Origin of the sequence: Streptomyces sp. MB09-01 (genome assembly GCF_033794505.1) — a bacterium.
GTDB lineage: Bacteria > Actinomycetota > Actinomycetes > Streptomycetales > Streptomycetaceae > Streptomyces.
In genome coordinates, this window is record NZ_JARAYQ010000065.1 from 19,568 (window position 1) to 35,659 (window position 16,092).

14 protein-coding genes are annotated in these 16,092 nt (G+C 71.3%); all 14 read right to left on the reverse strand.

The window, feature by feature from the left end; translation table 11 throughout:
• Window positions 1–85 precede the first annotated feature (85 nt).
• The gene (gene glyA / locus PV721_RS16135) at window positions 86–1,315 is read right to left on the reverse strand and encodes a serine hydroxymethyltransferase (protein WP_319724664.1); all 1,230 of its coding nucleotides are present in this window, start codon (window positions 1,313–1,315) and stop codon (window positions 86–88) included.
• A 206-nt stretch (window positions 1,316–1,521) separates the two neighbouring features.
• A complete protein-coding gene (locus PV721_RS16140) occupies window positions 1,522–2,154 on the reverse strand; it encodes a protein-tyrosine-phosphatase (protein WP_319724666.1) in 633 nt (210 codons plus the stop codon).
• Window positions 2,151–2,798, reverse strand: a complete 648-nt coding sequence (locus tag PV721_RS16145) for an L-threonylcarbamoyladenylate synthase (protein ID WP_319724668.1) — start codon at window positions 2,796–2,798, stop codon at window positions 2,151–2,153. The genes PV721_RS16140 and PV721_RS16145 overlap by 4 nt, the downstream gene beginning before the upstream one ends.
• Before the next feature lie 49 nt (window positions 2,799–2,847).
• Window positions 2,848–3,693: a peptide chain release factor N(5)-glutamine methyltransferase gene (gene prmC, locus PV721_RS16150; protein ID WP_030708130.1), complete on the reverse strand. Its 846-nt coding sequence runs from the start codon at window positions 3,691–3,693 to the stop codon at window positions 2,848–2,850.
• Between the two features lie 49 nt (window positions 3,694–3,742).
• Window positions 3,743–4,822, reverse strand: a complete 1,080-nt coding sequence (prfA, locus tag PV721_RS16155) for a peptide chain release factor 1 (RefSeq protein ID WP_319724670.1) — start codon at window positions 4,820–4,822, stop codon at window positions 3,743–3,745.
• 117 nt (window positions 4,823–4,939) lie between these two features.
• Window positions 4,940–5,158 (reverse strand): 50S ribosomal protein L31, encoded by a 219-nt coding sequence (rpmE, locus tag PV721_RS16160; RefSeq protein ID WP_030708126.1) that lies wholly within the window; start codon window positions 5,156–5,158, stop codon window positions 4,940–4,942.
• A 196-nt stretch (window positions 5,159–5,354) separates the two neighbouring features.
• The gene (locus tag PV721_RS16165) at window positions 5,355–6,455 is read right to left on the reverse strand and encodes an LCP family protein (RefSeq protein ID WP_319724674.1); all 1,101 of its coding nucleotides are present in this window, start codon (window positions 6,453–6,455) and stop codon (window positions 5,355–5,357) included.
• Window positions 6,456–6,730: 275 nt separating this feature from the next.
• On the reverse strand, window positions 6,731–8,830 hold the full coding sequence (rho, locus tag PV721_RS16170; RefSeq protein ID WP_319724676.1) for a transcription termination factor Rho: 2,100 nt from the start codon (window positions 8,828–8,830) through the stop codon (window positions 6,731–6,733).
• Between the two features lie 432 nt (window positions 8,831–9,262).
• Entirely contained in the window at window positions 9,263–10,189 is a 927-nt protein-coding gene (gene thrB, locus PV721_RS16175; protein WP_319724678.1) for a homoserine kinase, read from the reverse strand.
• A gap of 384 nt (window positions 10,190–10,573) precedes the next feature.
• The gene (thrC, locus tag PV721_RS16180; RefSeq protein ID WP_319724679.1) at window positions 10,574–11,644 is read right to left on the reverse strand and encodes a threonine synthase; all 1,071 of its coding nucleotides are present in this window, start codon (window positions 11,642–11,644) and stop codon (window positions 10,574–10,576) included.
• Between the two features lie 6 nt (window positions 11,645–11,650).
• The gene (locus PV721_RS16185; RefSeq protein WP_319724689.1) at window positions 11,651–12,940 is read right to left on the reverse strand and encodes a homoserine dehydrogenase; all 1,290 of its coding nucleotides are present in this window, start codon (window positions 12,938–12,940) and stop codon (window positions 11,651–11,653) included.
• A 126-nt stretch (window positions 12,941–13,066) separates the two neighbouring features.
• Entirely contained in the window at window positions 13,067–14,458 is a 1,392-nt protein-coding gene (gene lysA / locus PV721_RS16190; RefSeq protein ID WP_319724681.1) for a diaminopimelate decarboxylase, read from the reverse strand.
• A gap of 19 nt (window positions 14,459–14,477) precedes the next feature.
• Window positions 14,478–15,470, reverse strand: coding sequence for an ArgS-related anticodon-binding protein NrtL (gene nrtL, locus PV721_RS16195; RefSeq protein WP_319724683.1), 993 nt, complete (start codon window positions 15,468–15,470; stop codon window positions 14,478–14,480).
• A 128-nt stretch (window positions 15,471–15,598) separates the two neighbouring features.
• Window positions 15,599–16,092: response regulator (locus PV721_RS16200; protein ID WP_319724685.1), on the reverse strand; the 494-nt coding region annotated here is incomplete at its 5' end.

Genomic DNA, 16,092 nt, shown 5'->3' on the forward strand with positions numbered 1-16,092 from the left:
AGCCCCACACATTAGCTGCGATGTCCCCTCCCCCGAGGACGCGAGGGGGCCGTATCCCGGTTGCACTACGCCCCTCTTGTCCCGCTTACACCCTGTAAGGGGGGAATTCCAGTGCCAGCTCATTGACCTCCGTACGTGTCTTCGCGGCGTCCCCGCGCAGCCCGGCCGCGAACAGCGCCGCGATCCGGCGCATCTCCGCCTCCCCCATCCCCTGGGTGGTCACGGCGGCCGTTCCCAGCCGGACGCCCCGCTGGTCCCCGTACGGGAGGGCGCAGGTGTCGAGGACGATCCCGGCGGCGGCCAGCCGGCCGCGCGCGGTCGGGCCGTCCATGCCCAGCGGCGCCGGGTCGGCGGTGATCAGATGGGTGTCGGTGCCACCGGTGGTGATCGTGAACCCGTGCTCCTCGAGGGCGGCCGCGAGCGCCCGGGCATTGGCGACGACCCGGTGGGCGTACGTGGTGAAGGCCGGCCGGGCCGCCTCACCGAAGGCCACGGCCTTGGCGGCGATGGTGTGCATCTGGGCGCCGCCCTGGGTGAAGGGGAACACCGCCCGGTCGATGCGCTCGGCGAACTCGGCGCCGCACAGGACCATCCCGCCGCGCGGCCCGCGCAGCACCTTGTGCGTGGTCGCGCAGACGACGTCGGCGTAGGGCACGGGACTGGGCGCGGCTCCGCCGGCCACCAGCCCGATGGGATGGGCGGCGTCGGCGATCAGGTAGGCCCCGACCTCGTCGGCGATCTCCCGGAAGGCCGAGTACTCGGGGTGGCGGGGGTAGGAGATGGACCCGCACACGATCGCCTTGGGCCGGTGGGCGCGGGCGAGGTCCTGGACGTCCTCGTAGTCGATCAGACCCGTCTCGGCGTCGACCCCGTACCCGACGAAGTCGAACCAGCGGCCGGAGAAGTTGGCGGGCGAGCCGTGGGTGAGGTGTCCCCCGTACGGGAGACCCATCGCCAGCACGGTGTCCCCGGGCCGCAGCAGGGCGGCGTACGCGGCCAGCACGGCGGAGGAGCCGGAGTGCGGCTGCACATTGGCGTGCTCGGCCCCGAACAGCGCCTTGGCCCGCTCCACGGCGATCTGCTCGGCCAGGTCGGCGTACTCGCAGCCGCCGTGGTACCGGTTGCCGGGGTACCCCTCGGCGTACTTGTTGGCGAGCGGCGACCCGAGCGCGGCGAGCACCGCGGCGGAGGTGAAGTTCTCGGCGGCGATCAGCTGCAGGCTGCGGGCCTGCCGCTGCCCCTCCCCGTCGAGCACGTCGGCCATCTGCGGATCCTGCTGCCGCAACAGGTCCGTGGGCTGGGTGATGACGCTCATGGCGCGACTCCAGGTGTACCGGGTACCAGCCACTGTAGGCCCGCGGCCCTCACCGCGCCCTGCGGCGCCGCCGCCGGGACTCCGCCCGATCCGGCCCCGCCGGCACGTCCGGCCCCGCCGGCACATCCGGCCCCGCCGGCACATCCGGCCCCGCCGGCGTTCGAGGCGCCGGGCCCGGGGCGGCGCAGCGGCAGCCGGCCCGCAGGTCAGCGGGAAGAAGCCGTGACGCCCGTCAGGGCCGTGACCACGGGGTCCAACGCCTGGTTGATCTCGTCGCCGATCGAGCGGAAGAAGGTGATCGGCGCCCCGTACGGGTCGTACACCTCGTCGGCGTCCGGCGAAGGGGCCAGCAGCCAGCCGCGCAGCGCCGCGGCGGCCCGCACCAGCGCCCGCGCCCGCTCCGCCATTCCGTCGTCCAGCGGCGGCAGCGTGGCCGGATCTATCGCCCGGACCAGCCGGGTGAATTCCTTCAGCGTGAAGGTCCGCAGGCCGGCCGAGTGACCCATCGAGATGACCTGCGCGCGGTGGTCGCGCGTGGCGGTCAGGACCAGGTCGGCGCGTATGACGTGCTCGTCCAGCAGTTCCCGCCCGGTGAAGCCGGACGCGTCGGCCCCGAAGTCCGCCAGTACGGCGGCCGCGTTGGCCTCCATCGGGGCCCCCTCGTGGCCCCAGGTACCCGCGCTCTCCACGATGAGGTCGCCCGTCACGATCCCGCCGAGCCGGTGCGACAGGGCGTGCCGCGTCAGCCGCTCGGTGATCGGCGAGCGGCACACGTTGCCGGTGCTGACGTGGAGTATGCGGAAAGTTCCCCCAGCTATGCCACGCCCCTCAGGGCTCACGGGGCGACCTCGAGGTCCGGTACGACCTCCCGCAGCTGCTCGGCGGTGAGCGCACCCTCCCGCAGCAGGACGGGAACCTTCCCGGTGACGTCGACGATCGACGACGGCTGGATGCCGGGCGTCGGGCCGCCGTCCAGGTACACGGACACGGAGTCCCCGAGCATCTCGCGCGCCGCGTCGCAGTCCTCCGGCGCCGGGTGCCCGGACAGGTTGGCCGAGGACACCGCCATCGGGCCGACCTCGGTCAGCAGCTCGATGGCGACGGGGTGCAGGGGCATGCGGACGGCGACCGTGCCGCCGGTGTCCCCCAGGTCCCACGCCAGGGACGGCTGGTGCTTGGCGACCAGCGTCAGCGCGCCCGGCCAGAAGGCGTCGACGAGCTCCCACGCCTGCTCGGAGAAATCCGTGACGAGACCGTGCAGGGTGTTCGGGGAACCGATGAGCACCGGGGTGGGCATGCCGCGGCCCCGTCCCTTGGCGGCGAGCAGGTCGTGGACGGCCTCCGGGCTGAAGGCGTCCGCGCCGATCCCGTACAGGGTGTCGGTGGGCAGCACGACGAGCTCGCCGCGGCGCACGGCGGATGCGGCTTCACGCAGACCCGTCTTACGGTCCGTCGCGTCGTTGCAGTCGTATCGCCGGGCCATCAGCGGGCCTCCTCGTGCAGCAGGGGGGTGGCAGAAATCGTCGCGCCGGTCACGGCAGTGCCTTGCGCGCGGTCGCGAAGCGGGGGCGGTTGTTGAGGTCCGGGTGGTCGGCCGCGTCGGCCCAGCCCCGTTCCTCGGCGAAGATCCACGGGACCTGGCCGCCCTGGGTGTCGGCGTGCTCGATGACGACGATGCCGCCGGGCCGCAGCAGCCGGTGGGCGGTGCGCTCGATGCCGCGGATGGTGTCCAGGCCGTCCTCGCCGGAGAAGAGCGCCATCTCCGGGTCGTGGTCGCGGGCCTCGGGTGCGACGTACTCCCACTCGGTGAGCGGGATGTACGGCGGGTTGGAGATGACCAGGTCGACCTGGCCGTCGAGCTCCGGCAGGGCGCTCAGGGCGTCGCCCTGGTGGACGCTGACCCGGGAGCCCTCGGCGTTCTTGCGGGTCCACCGCAGGGCGTCCTCGGACAGCTCGACCGCGTGCACGCGCGAGCGCGGCACCTCCTGCGCCATGGCCAGCGCGATGGCGCCGGAGCCGGTGCACAGGTCCACGATCATCGGCTCGACCACGTCCATCGCCCGGACGGCGTGTATGGCCCAGTCGACGACCGACTCGGTCTCGGGCCGGGGCACGAAGACCCCGGGTCCCACCTGGAGCTCCAGGTACCGGAAGAAGGCGCGGCCGGTGATGTGCTGGAGCGGCTCGCGCGCCTCGCGGCGGGCGACGGCCTCCCAGTAGCGGGCGTCGAAGTCCGCGTCCTTGACGTGGTGCAGTTCCCCCCGTTTGACGCCGTGCACGAAGGCCGCGAGCTCCTCCGCGTCGAAACGCGGTGAGGGCACGCCGGCGGCGGCCAGCCGCTGGGTGGCCTGGGCCACCTCGGCAAGCAGCAAGTTCACGCTGGTCCTCCGGGCTGCTGTCGAACGGGGGGGTGGAGCAGGGATCAGGTCAGTGCGCGGCCGCGAGCTTGGCTGCGGAGTCGGTGTCGACGCAGGCCTGGATGACCGGGTCGAGGTCACCGTCGAGCACCTGGTCCAAGTTGTACGCCTTGAAACCGGTCCGGTGGTCCGAGATCCGGTTTTCCGGGTAGTTGTACGTACGGATCTTCTCGGAGCGGTCCACGCTGCGCACCTGGCTGCGGCGCACGTCGGAGGCCTCCTGCTCGGCGGCTTCCTGGGCGGCGGCCAGCAGGCGCGAGCGCAGGATGCGCATGGCCTGCTCCTTGTTCTGGAGCTGGCTCTTCTCGTTCTGGCAGGAGGCGACCACACCGGTCGGGATGTGCGTGATGCGCACGGCCGAGTCGGTGGTGTTGACGGACTGGCCGCCGGGGCCGGACGAGCGGTACACGTCGATGCGGAGGTCGTTCATGTTGATCTCGACCTCGACCTCCTCGGCCTCCGGGGTGACGAGCACGCCGGCGGCGGAGGTGTGGATGCGGCCCTGGGACTCCGTGGCCGGAACCCGCTGGACGCGGTGCACGCCGCCCTCGTACTTCAGGCGGGCCCACACGCCCTGGCCGGGCTCGGTGGCGCCGTTGCCGCCCTTGGTGCGGACGGAGACCTGGACGTCCTTGTAGCCGCCGAGCTCGGACTCGGTGGCGTCGATGATCTCGGTCTTCCAGCCCACCCGCTCGGCGTAGCGCAGGTACATGCGCAGCAGGTCGCCGGCGAACAGCGCCGACTCGTCGCCGCCCGCGCCCGCCTTGACCTCGAGGAGCACGTCCTTGTCGTCGCTGGGGTCGCGCGGGACCAGCAGCAGGCGGAGCTTCTCGGTGAGCTCCTCGCGCTGCTGGGTCAGCTCCTTGACCTCGGCGATGAAGTCCGGGTCGTCGGCCGCGAACTCCTTGGCCGTCTCGATGTCCTCGGCCGACTGCTTCCAGGCACGGAAGGTCGCGATGATCGGGGTCAGCTCCGCGTAGCGCTTGTTCAGCTTGCGCGCGTTGGCCTGATCGGAGTGGACCGAAGGGTCGGCGAGCTTCTTCTCAAGATCGGCGTGTTCGCCGACCAATTCCTCGACCGCCTCGAACATCGGGGGCTCCTGTGGTGAAAGTACGAACGGGGTGACTTGGCGAGACGACGACAAAGGCGCCGGTCCGGCCGCCCCCGAGTGGACAGGGGGCGGCCGGAGACCGGCGCCTGGGTCGCGCTACTTCTTGGCCGCACCCTTGCCGAAGCGCGCCTCGAAGCGGGCCACGCGGCCACCGGTGTCGAGGATCTTCTGCTTGCCCGTGTAGAACGGGTGGCACTCGGAGCAGACCTCGGCTCGGATGGAGCCCTCGGTCAGGGTGCTACGGGTGGTGAACGACGCGCCACAGGTGCAGCTGACCTGGGTCTCGACGTACTCGGGGTGAACATCGCGCTTCAAGGTGTCTCCTAGATTCGGGAGGGCACCGGGTCGCAGGAGCCGAATTGCGCACTGCGTGAACCGGGGCCGACAGACCAGTCTGCCAGGACCGGGCTGCCTGTCAAAATTCTGAGGACGCCTCCCTCAACGGAGGGGGGCCGGCATCTATTCCGCACCCCTGCGGAATCCGTCCGAAAGCCGCCTGAGCAGGGGCTCCCTACTGGACGATGCCGCCGACCGCGCCCTTGTCCCCCATGGACTTCTCGGTGGCCTCGGCCGGGATCGGCCGGTCCGCGAGCAGCGCTTCCCAGACCAGCTTCGACTCCTTCGTCAGCGGGGCGACGCGATCGGCGTCGCGCGGGTCCACGGTCACCGGAAGGGTGATCATGTGCATGTTCTGGGCCTCGATGCCCTGCAGGCCCTGGGCGAAGCCCATGAGGGACTTCACGTCGCCGAGCGCCTTGTCGGTCGTGAGCGCCTTGGTCGCGGAGTCGGCGAGGTCGACCAGCCGCTTGGGGTTGTCGAGCACTCCGACGCTCTTGACCTGCTTGATGAGCGCCTTGATGAAGGCCTGCTGGAGCTGTATCCGGCCCAGATCGCTGCCGTCGCCGACGCTCTTGCGGGTACGGACGAGGCCGAGGGCCTGTTCGCCGTTGAGGTGGTTCGGGCCGGCCGCGAGCTCGAGGTGGCTGGCGCCGTCCTTGATCGGCTTGGTCGTGGTCACGTCGACGCCGCCGAGGTTGTCGATGATCTTCTTGAAGCCCGTGAAGTCGACCTCGATGTAGTGGTCCATGCGGATCCCCGACATCTTCTCGACGGTCTTGACCGCGCAGGCGGCCCCGCCGATGGTGTACGCCTCGTTGAACTGCTTGCGCGGGCCGCCTGGGTCGGTCTTGCCCTTGCCGGTGGGGCATTCGGGCCGGGCCGTCATCGTGTCGCGCGGTATCGATATGACGCTGGCCTGCTTGTGGCCCTCGTACAGGTGGACGATCATCGCGGTGTCCGAGCGCGCGGAGCCGCCGTCGTCCTGGCCGTACTCGCCGTTGGCGCCGCCCCGGGAGTCGGAGCCGAGGACGAGGATGTCCATCGAGCCGTTGTCGACGTTCTGCGGGCGGTCGGCGCCGAGGGCCTGGTCGATGTCGACGGTCTTCAGGTTGCCGTTCAACTTGAAGTAGAAGTAGCCGAGGCCCGCACTCCCCAGCAGGACCACCCCCGCGGCGCTCCACGCGGCGACGACGAGAGCCTTGCGGCGCTTCGCCGGTTTGCGTCGGCGCCGGCCCGTGGCACGCCGGCCGCGGCCCTTGCTGTCCTCGGTCATGCTCTCCTCAGTCCTGAGTCCGGTCCCCTGGTCCGTTCCGGCCCGCCGTCCACCGCGGGCTCCTCTCACACAGACGGGTGAACGCCGTCCAGGGTTCCAGGAGCGGGTGTGGCGAAGCCCGCACCGGGGCCCGTGGAACCCGCGCGCGGAGCCCCCGTAGGGCCCCGTGGAACCCCGTGGAGCCCCCGGAACGCGCAGCAGCCCCCGCCGCGGGTGCGGCGGGGGCTGCTGGCGGTGATGCCGCGTGCCGGGCGTAGAACGCCCGGCGCCGGACCTCAGTCGTCGTTCTTGCCCGACGGGGTCGTCTTCGCGATCTGCATCAGGAACTCGGCGTTCGACTTCGTCTGCTTCATCTTGTCGAGGAGCAGCTCGATCGCCTGCTGCGAGTCGAGCGCGTGCAGCACCCGGCGCAGCTTCCACACGATGGCGAGCTCCTCCGCGTTGAGGAGGATCTCCTCCTTGCGGGTGCCCGACGGGTCGACGTCGACGGCCGGGAAGATGCGCTTGTCGGCGAGCTTTCGGTCGAGCTTGAGCTCCATGTTGCCGGTGCCCTTGAACTCCTCGAAGATCACCTCGTCCATGCGCGAGCCGGTGTCGACGAGCGCGGTGGCCAGGATGGTCAGCGAGCCGCCGTCCTCGATGTTGCGCGCGGCACCGAAGAAGCGCTTCGGCGGGTACAGCGCGGTCGAGTCGACACCACCGGACAGGATGCGGCCGGAGGCGGGCGCCGCGAGGTTGTACGCGCGGCCCAGACGGGTGATGGAGTCCAGCAGGACGACCACGTCGTGACCCAGCTCGACGAGACGCTTGGCGCGCTCGATGGCCAGCTCGGCGACGGTGGTGTGGTCCTCGGCCGGGCGGTCGAAGGTCGAGGAGATGACCTCGCCCTTGACCGACCGCTGCATGTCGGTGACCTCTTCCGGACGCTCGTCGACCAGGACGACCATCAGGTGGCACTCGGGGTTGTTCGTGGTGATCGCGTTGGCGATCGCCTGCATGATCATGGTCTTGCCGGTCTTCGGCGGGGCCACGATCAGACCGCGCTGGCCCTTGCCGATCGGCGACACGAGGTCGATGATGCGGGTGGTCAGCACGCCCGGGTCGGTCTCCAGGCGCAGACGGTCCTGCGGGTACAGGGGCGTCAGCTTCTGGAACTCCGGTCGGCCACGGCCGGATTCGGGCGCCATGCCGTTCACCGAGTCCAGCCGCACGAGGGCGTTGAACTTCTCGCGGCGCTCGCCGTCCTTGGGCTGGCGCACCGCACCGGTGGTGTGGTCGCCCTTGCGCAGGCCGGCCTTGCGGACCTGGGCGAGGGACACGTACACGTCGTTGGGCCCGGGCAGGTAGCCCGAGGTCCGGATGAACGCGTAGTTGTCGAGGATGTCGAGGATGCCCGCGACGGGGATCAGCACGTCGTCGTCGGCGACCTGCGGCTCGTTCGGGGCGAACTCGTCACGGCCACGACGGCCACGGCGGTCGCGGTACCGACCGCGACGGCCACGGCGGCCGCTCTCGTCGTCGAAGTCGTCCTGCGGGCCGGTGTCCTGGCGGTCCTGACGGCCCTGCTGGCCCTGACCCTGGCCCTGGCCCTGGCCACGGCCGCCCTGCTGCTGGCGGTCCTGGCGGTCGGCGCGGTCCTGACGGCCGCCGCCCTGTCCGCCCTGGCCGCCCTGGCCGCCCTGCGCACCCTGACCCTGGCCGGCCTGGCCCTGGTCGTCGGCCTTGGCACCGCGGTCACGGCGGTCGCGCTGGCGGTCGCCGCGCTCGGCGCGGTCACGACGGTCACGACGGCCGCGGCCCTCGCCGTCCTGGCCCTGCGCCTGACCGGCGGAGACCGCCGTGGCGTCGGCCTTGACCTCGGCCTGCGCGGGGGCGGCGGTCACGGTCTCGGTCTTCTGCTCGACCTGCACGGCGACGGGGGCCGAGGCCTCCGGGCTGCCGGTGGGGGCCGTGGCCCGACGGCGGCGGCGCTCGCCGACCGGGGCGTCGTCGCTGGCCGGCTGACCCGGGATCTCGATCTGCGCCTGCGCGGCAGGCTTCTCGGCGGGCGCCTCGGCGGCGGCCTCACCCGTACGGGCCTTGCTGGTGGCGCGGCGCTTCGGCTTGGCCTCGGCGGTGTCTGCGGCGGCGGAGGCCGCTGCCTTGGGGGCACCGCTGCCCGCCTGCGCCTCCTTGATGACCTCGATCAGCTGGCTCTTGCGCATCCGCGCGGTGCCCCTGATCCCGAGGCCCGACGCGACCTGCTGCAGCTCGGCCAGGACCATGCCGTCAAGGCCGGTGCCGGTGCGTCGACGCTTGGGTGCGGCGCCCGCGGCGGAGGCACTGGTGTCGACAGAGGTGTCGGCAGCGCCCATCAGATCGGTGGTGTCGCTCACGAAGGGTCCTTCCCTGGAGCGGACGTCGGCCTGTCTGGCTCGGCGACCGGTTGTGCTGTCCGACAACAGTCCTAGGTGTGGACCGTGCCGGGGCGGTGGTCCGCCGATAGAGATACGGCGGGAGAGAAACGTGCATGGGTGGTTCCGGCGAGAAGCCCCCGAGCTGAAAGCGTGGGAATGTCACGCCGATTCCGGAGCGTGCTCGAAACTGCTGGAAGTGATCAAAGCAGTCGGGGAGGCTCCCGGAAGAAATGTGGTCCCGGATGGGGACACTGAGCACCGAGCCATGGCGGCTTCCGATGCACACTTGAGACTAACACTACCGGATCCAATAGATATTCCCCCTCTCAATCACCGGCAATCGCGCCCTTCCGTGCGGGCGGCCTGCCCTGGCCGCCCGCCCCTGACCGGCTGTGCAATCAGAAGACGGACCTAGCCGCCCTGGGTGCCCAGCGGAAGCACGCTCGCGCCCGCGGCGTCGAGTGCGAGCCGGTTGGCCGCCCATCCCTCGCCCGCGAGCTGCGCGACCTTGTCGGCCGCGCCGTTGTCGACCAGCGCGAGGACCGTGGGGCCCGCGCCGGAGATGACCGCGGGGATCCCGTCCGCCCGCAGCCGGTTCACAAGTGCGACGCTCTCGGGCATCGCCGGGGACCGGTACTCCTGGTGGAGCCGGTCTTCGGTGGCCGGCAGCAGCAGCTCGGGACGCCTGGTCAGGGCTTCCACGAGCAGGCCCGCGCGGCCCGCGTTGACGGCCGCGTCCACGTGCGGGACGGTGCGCGGCAGCAGGCCGCGCGCGGTCTCCGTCAGGACCGGCTTGGAAGGCACGAAGACCACCGGAACGATGGAGTCGGCAGGCTCCATCCGGATCGCCTTGGCACTGCCCCCGTCCATCCACGCCAGGGTGAATCCGCCGAGCAGACAGGCGGCGACGTTGTCGGGGTGTCCTTCGATCTCGGTGGCGAGCTCCAGCAGCGCCGCGTCGTCGAGCCTGGCCTCGCCGCCTATGGTCACGGCGCGGGCGGCGACGATGCCGGCGCAGATCGCGGCGGAGGAGGAGCCGAGGCCCCGGCCGTGCGGGATCCGGTTGGCGCAGACGACCTCGAGGCCGCGCGGCTGTCCGCCCAGCAGGTCGAAGGCGGTGCGCATGGAGCGTACGAGCAGGTGGCTCTCGTCCCGCGGGAGGGTGTCGGCGCCCTCACCCGCGATGTCGATGTTCAGGCCGGAGTCGGCCACCCGGACGACTACGTCGTCGTAGAGCCCCAGGGCCAGGCCCAGGGCATCGAAGCCCGGGCCGAGGTTGGCACTGCTGGCGGGGACGCGCACCCGTACGGCGGCGGCGCGGAACGCTGGACCGGCCATCGTCCGATGACACTCCTTGTGACTGTGCGAGATCTTCGCTCTTCGCTGGCTCGCTGCGAATGTACTGGAGAACGTACGACACCCGAAGGCCCTCGGGGCAGCACCGCAGTCATATGCGCGGTGGCGGATGTAAGTACAGCGTATCGAAGGAAGGTTCTCTCGCGACATAGGGCGCACAGGAGGCGCACGATGCGTGTCGCGGGCTTCGACGGCTTCGGCCGCACTTTTGTCGTCGTACGGGGTGAGTTGCCTGGTTCCGGAGGGCCTCGAGAGCCCTCCGGAACCCGGCTCACACGTGGTGCGCGTTACTACCGGGACCTGCGTGGACCCGGCCCGGACCGGGCGTGGTCCGCACCCGCAACGGGCCCGGACCACGCGCCGGACCTAGACCAGGCCGAGACGGATGGCTGCGGCCTCGGCGTCCACCGGAACGGTGACCGGCTGCGGAGCGCCGGCGATCGCCCAGTCGGGGTCCTTCAGGCCGTTGCCGGTGACGGTGCACACGATCGTCTGCCCGGGGTCCACCAGGCCCAGCTCGGCGGCCTTCAGCAGGCCGGCCACGGAGGCGGCCGAGGCGGGCTCGACGAAGACGCCCTCCTGGGCGGCCAACAGGCGGTAGGCGGCCAGGATCTGGCGGTCCGTCACCTCGTCGATGAAGCCGCCCGACTCGTCGCGCGCCTGCAGGGCGTAGTCCCAGGAGGCCGGGTTGCCGATCCGGATCGCGGTGGCGATGGTGTGCGGCTCCTTGACGACCTCGCCGCGCACGATCGGCGCGGAGCCGGAGGCCTGGAAACCCCACACGCGGGGCGTACGGGAGGACAGGCCGTCGGCCTTGTACTCCTTGAAGCCCCTCCAGTACGCCGTGATGTTGCCGGCGTTGCCGACGGGCAGCACGTGGATGTCGGGGGCGTCGCCGAGCGCGTCCACGATCTCGAACGCGGCCGTCTTCTGGCCCTCGATGCGCACCGGGTTGACCGAATTGACCAGCGCGACCGGGTAGTTGTCGGAGAGCGCGCGGGCCAGATTCAGGCAGTCGTCGAAATTGCCGTCCACCTGCAGGATCTTGGCGCCGTGCACGAGGGCCTGGCCCATCTTGCCGAGCGCGATCTTGCCGCGCGGCACGAGCACCGCGCAGACCATCCCGGCGCGCACCGCGTACGCGGCTGCGGAGGCCGAAGTGTTGCCGGTGGAGGCGCAGATGACCGCCTTGGCGCCCTCCTCCTTGGCCTTGGTGATCGCCATGGTCATGCCCCGGTCCTTGAAGGACCCGGTGGGGTTCGCCCCCTCGACCTTCAGGTGGACCTCGCAGCCGGTGCGCTCGGAGAGCACCTGGGCGGGGACGAGGGGAGTGCCGCCCTCGCGGAGCGTGACCACGGGAGTCTTGTCCGTCACCGGCAGGCGGTCCCGGTACTCCTCGATGATGCCGCGCCACTGGTGGGTGCGATTGCTGCTCATGGGTCCTTACTCCCCTTCAACACGCATGATGCTGGCGACACCGCGGACGGTGTCCAGCTTCCGCAGTGCCTCGACGGTCCCGGAGAGGGCGGCGTCGGGCGCGCGGTGAGTGACGACGACGAGGGAGGCCTCGCCGTCCTTGCCCTGCTGGCGGACCGTGTCGATGGAGACACCGTGCTCCGCGAACGTGGTCGCCACCTGGGCGAGAACGCCCGGCTTGTCCGCCACATCGAGGCTGATGTGGTAGCGGGTGACGACCTCGCCCATGGGGCTGACCGGCAGCTGGGTGTACGCGGACTCGCCGGGCCCCGTTGCCTCGGCGAGCTTGTTGCGGGCGACGGCGACGAGGTCGCCGAGGACCGCGGACGCGGTCGGCGCGCCGCCCGCGCCGGGCCCGTAGAACATGAGCTGCCCGGCGGCCTCCGCCTCGACGAAGACGGCGTTGTACGCCTCGCGGACGGAGGCGAGCGGGTGGCTGAGCGGGATCATCGCCGGGTGGACGCGGCCGGTGACGGACTCGCCGTCGGCGGCGCGCTCCAGGATGGCGAGGAGCTTGATGGTGCAGCCCATCCGCTTGGCGGAGGCGAAGTCGGCGGCGCTGACCTCGGTCATGCCCTCGCGGTACACGTCGTCCAGGCGGACGCGGGTGTGGAAGGCGATGCCGGCCAGGATCGCGGCCTTGGCGGCGGCGTCGTAGCCCTCGACGTCGGCGGTCGGGTCGGCCTCGGCGTACCCGAGGGCCGTGGCCTCGTCGAGCGCCTCCTGGTAGCCGGCGCCGGTCGAGTCCATCTTGTCGAGGATGAAGTTCGTCGTGCCGTTGACGATGCCCATCACCCGGTTGATCTTGTCGCCCGCGAGGGACTCGCGCATCGGGCGGACCAGCGGGATGGCGCCGGCGACGGCGGCCTCGTAGTACAGGTCCAGCCCGTGCTGCTCGGCGGCCGCGTGCAGCGCGGCGCCGTCCTGGGCGAGCAGCGCCTTGTTCGCGGAGACCACGGAGATGCCGTGCTCGAAGGCGGTGGTGATCAGCGTACGGGCGGGCTCGATGCCGCCGATGACCTCGATGGCGATGTCGATGTCGCCGCGTTTGAGGAGGGCGGTCGCATCGGTGGTGACCAGGGACGGGTCGATGCCCTCGCGCACCTTCGAGGGGCGGCGCACGGCCACACCGGCGAGCTCGACGGGCGCGCCGATCCTCTGCGCGAGGTCGTCGGCGTGCGTCGTCATGATGCGAGCCACCTCTGAGCCGACCACTCCACAGCCCAGCAGCGCCACCTTCAGCGGACGCGTACGCATCATTCGACCTACGCCTTTCGATCTTCCATCAGTACCTCGCGCGCGGCTTGCGCGCGGGGTGGAACCAGTCTCACTCAATGGACAGCAGTTTCCATCCTCGGTCCATTGAGTGAGACACCAATTTCATTATCCGAGGTCGAGACGCAGGAGATCTTCCTCCGTCTCGCGGCGGACGATCACTCGTGCCTGCCCGTCACGCACGGCGACGACGGGCGGGCGGAGCGCGTGGTTGTAGTTGCTGGCCATGGAGCGGCAGTACGCGCCGGTGGCCGGGACGGCGAGCAGGTCGCCGGGGGCCAGGTCGGCGGGCAGGAAGGCGTCCTTCACGACGATGTCACCGCTCTCGCAGTGCTTGCCGACGACGCGTACGAGCACGGGCTCGGCCTCGGACGTGCGCGAGACGAGGCTGACGGAGTACTCGGCGTCGTACAGCGCCGTCCGGATGTTGTCCGACATCCCGCCGTCGACGCTCACGTACGTACGGAGTCCTTCGAGGGGCTTGATCGTCCCCACCTCGTAGAGCGTGAAGGCCGTCGGGCCGACGATGGCCCGGCCGGGCTCGACGGAGATCCGCGGGGCGCGCAGCCCGGCGCTCTCGCACTCCCGGGCGACGATCTCGGTGAGCGCCTTGGCGATCTCGTGGGGCTCGCGCGGGTCGTCGCCCGAGGTGTAGGCGATGCCGAGGCCGCCGCCGAGGTCGATCTCGGGCAGCTCCACCCCGTGCTCGTCGCGCACGGCGGCGAGCAGCCGCACGACGCGCTTGGCGGAGACCTCGAAGCCGGCCATGTCGAAGATCTGCGACCCGATGTGGGAGTGGACGCCGAGGAGCTCCAGCGAGTCGTGCCCGAGCGCGCGGCGCACCGCTTCGGCGGCGGACCCGTCGGCGACGGCGATCCCGAACTTCTGGTCCTCGTGGGCCGTGGCGATGAACTCGTGCGTGTGCGCCTCCACCCCGACCGTCACGCGGATCTGCACGGGCTGGCGCACGCCCAGCTCACGGGCGATGTGTGCGACGCGGGCGATCTCCTGGAAGGAGTCGAGGACGATCCGCCCGACCCCGGCCTCGACAGCCCTGCGGATCTCACCCTCGGACTTGTTGTTGCCGTGGAACGCGATCCGCTCCGCGGGCATCCCGGCGGCCAGCGCGGTCGTCAGCTCCCCGCCGGAACAGACGTCGACGTTCAGCCCCTCTTCCTTCAGCCACTTCACGACGGCCTTGGAGAGGAACGCCTTGCCGGCGTAGAAGACGTCGGCGTCGGGACCGAAGGCGTGCGCCCATGCCCGGCACCGCGCCCGGAAGTCCTCTTCGTCCAGGAGGTACGCGGGCGTGCCGAACTCCTCCGCGAGCTTGGTCACTTCGATGCCGCCGACGGAAACGACCCCGTCCGCCGTGCGCGTGACGGTCCGGGCCCAGACCTTCTCGTCGAGGGCGTTGAGGTCGGCCGGGGGCGGGGAGTAGTGCCCCTCGGGCAGGACGTCGGCGTGGCGGGGTCCGGCGGGGTGCGCGGAACGGCTCATCGGTATCTCTCTTTACAGGTCACAAGCGTTCGGGTGCGTCTATGCCGAGCAGGGCCAGGCCGCCGGCCAGCACCGTCCCGGCGGCTTCGGCAAGAGCCAGCCGGGCACGGTGGGCGGCCGAGGGTTTCTCGTCCCCCTGGGGCAGGACGCGGTACTGGAAGTCGAGCAGCGCGTCCGCCAGCTCGACGAGGTGCCTGGCGAGCCGCTCGGGCGCGCGGTGGTGCGCGGCGGCTTCGAGGGCGAGGGGGTGGTCGGCAAGGGCGCGCAGCAGGGCGGGCGCGTCGGACACGTCCCCCTGCTCGGGGTGGAACCCCAGCTCGTCGGCGTTCCTGAGCAGGGCGCGGCTGCGGGCGTGGGCGTACCGCACCCGGAAGAACTCGTTCGCCTCGCCCTGGAGGAGCAGCCCCTCGGAGAAGACGGGGGTCTCCCGGGCCGGCACGGCGAGCATCCGCCAGTGCGCGGCCTCGGCACCGTACCGGGCGACGACGTCGGAGTCCCGCTCGGCGAGGGGGGCGACGGCAAGGTTCTCGGGCAGGTCCCGCTCGGTACCGCCTTGGAGGCACACGAGCCGCAGGACGCTGCGGCGCACGACGCGCTCGCGCAGCCCGAGCCCGGTCTCGTCGGCGGGGGCGGCGAACACGGCCCCGCCCCGCACGTCCCGGATGGCGACGTCGTAGAGGATGGCGTCCAGGACGACGGACGGCGCCGTCGGTGCCGGCAGGACGAAATTGAGGAACCCGGCACCCGTGACCTCGACGCGGTCGATGCCCGGCTCCGCCGCGAGCCGGCGGGCGAGTACGTCCGCCACGTCACGGGGCGGGAGCCCGGCCGCCTTGGCGACCTGGAAGGCGACGGGGGTGGCGTACTCCCCCACCCCGCCGGGCCGCGTCCGCTCGACGACGACCCGCTGCGGCAGGAGCCCTTCCGCGTCCCCTTCCCCCGCCAGCTCCCCGTCGGCGACGGCGCAGCGCACGGCGCGTACGACGCAAGGGGAGAGGTCTGCGGGGGTCACGGGACCAGCCTAGGGGAGACGTCCCGTCATCCCACGAAGGGTTTCGCCATGTGAACAGAGCACCCGCGACGGAGGGCAACGGAGGGCCACGGAACAGGGGGCCGACATCCACGCCACGAAGGGCGGGTCTACCCCCTCCCCCTCCCGGCGGGGGCCCCCTTCCTCCCGTCGCGCCGATCCTTGCGCTCGACCAGCCGCCGCACGACCCGCACCAGCTCGGCGGGCTCGAAGGGCTTCGCGAGGAAGGCGTCCACGCCGGCCGCGATCCCGGCCTCCACCTCCTGCTGCGTGCAGGCACTGACGATGGCCACGGGCACGTCCCGGGTCCGCGGATCGGCCCGCAACTGCGCGGCCGCCCCGAACCCGTCCAGCCGCGGCATGACCACATCAAGGGTGATCACATCGGGACAGACGCGATGCACGACGTCCAGACACTCGGCACCATCGTTCGCGGTCACTACCTCGAAGCCCTCCAGCTCGAGATTGACCTTGATCAGCTGCCGGATGACCTTGTTGTCGTCGACAACAAGCACCCGGCCTGAGACGCCTGGCACAACTCGAGAGTAGGTCGAGCCAGGCCCCCGCGTCCGGGTTTTTGCCACTTCCACCCCCTGCGGGCGAC